Genomic DNA, 1,292 nt, shown 5'->3' with positions numbered 1-1,292 from the left:
CTTCTTCAGCCAGCCGGTGTTGCGCCACGAGGGATGCGGCAGCGGCAACACTTTCGGACCGACGGAATTCTCCCAGATGGAGCGCCAGTCCATGACTGTTTCCGTCAGGGAGGGCCGGCGCGCCGCACCCATATGCCAGGACTGCGCATAGATGCCGATTGTCAGCACCAGATCGATCCGTGGCATCGAGGCCATCAAGGGTGCGCGCCAGGCCGCCGCGCATTCGCGCCTCGGCGGCAGGTCTCCCCCCTTGGCATCCTGGCCGGGAAAGCAGAAACCCATCGGCACGATGGCGAATTTTTCGATGTCGTAGAACTCGTCGCTCGTAACACCAAGCCAACTGCGCAAGCGATCGCCGGAGGCGTCGGTGAACGGCATGCCCGACAGATGCACCTTGGTGCCGGGCGCCTGGCTGGCGATCAGGATACGGGCGCTGGACGATGGGCGCAGCACAGGTCGTGGCTCATGCGGTAACGGCTTGCCGGCCGGATTTTCCACGCAGATGCGACAGGCGCGGACCTTGGCGACGAGGTTTTCGAGTTCGGCAGTCATTCTCAGGCTGATGCGCTCGGCCGGCTGGAGACGGCCTGATGCCAACGCAACACATTCGAGCAATCATCCGGCACCTTGATGCGTGCCGGCTTCATGAAGTCGACAGCGATCAGGCCGGTGATGTCGGCGATCGAATAGCTGTCACCGGCGATGAACTCCCGGCTGCCCAGTTCGCCATCCAGCAGCCTGAGGAACGCCACGGCCTTCGGCTTGTTGGCCTCGCCCCATTCGGAGACCTGCGGGATTTCCCATTCCTTCATGGCCGGATGGGTGTGCCGGAAGGCCTGCGTGACGCAGCTGAGCAAATTGAATTCCATCCGTCGCTGCCACATCTCGACCTGCGCCTTGCCGAGTGCGCCACGCCCGAACAGGGCCGGTTCGGGATGCAGTTCCTCGAAATAACGGCAGATGGCGACGGATTCCGTGATGACGGTGCCGTCGTCGAGTTCCAGCACCGGCAGGCGCAGCAAGGGATTGCGCGAGCTGACCGCCTGTTGCCTGTGTTCCAGCGCCCCCATGTCGATGGGCACCTGTGGAACTTCGATGCCTTTCTCGGCCAGGAAAACGCGGACCCGCCTTGGGTTGGGCGCCCGGCCACCGTCGAAGAGTTTCATTCCATCCTCCTGTTCGTTCTCGGTTCGGCTTCCAGGACGCGCATCACCAGAAGCGAAAAATCTCGCGCACGGCATCGCCGATCGACGCCAGCGTGCCGTGCTTCTTCTCGACGACTTCGCCGTGAT

At 63.2% G+C, this 1,292-nt stretch carries 2 protein-coding genes; both read right to left on the bottom strand.

Annotated features, from left to right (window positions below):
• Positions 1-615 (bottom strand): uracil-DNA glycosylase family protein (locus tag EOC06_RS33810; RefSeq protein WP_128309841.1); only part of this gene is annotated, 615 nt, incomplete at its 3' end.
• The gene (locus tag EOC06_RS33805; protein ID WP_128309840.1) at positions 555-1,166 is read right to left on the bottom strand and encodes a glutathione S-transferase; all 612 of its coding nucleotides are present in this window, start codon (positions 1,164-1,166) and stop codon (positions 555-557) included. The genes EOC06_RS33810 and EOC06_RS33805, both read right to left, overlap by 61 nt.
• Between the last annotated feature and the right edge of the window lie 126 nt (positions 1,167-1,292).

It is taken from the genome of Mesorhizobium sp. M7A.F.Ca.MR.362.00.0.0 (assembly GCF_004023175.1).
GTDB lineage: Bacteria > Pseudomonadota > Alphaproteobacteria > Rhizobiales > Rhizobiaceae > Mesorhizobium.
This window is presented reverse-complemented; position numbering and strand designations above follow the sequence as displayed.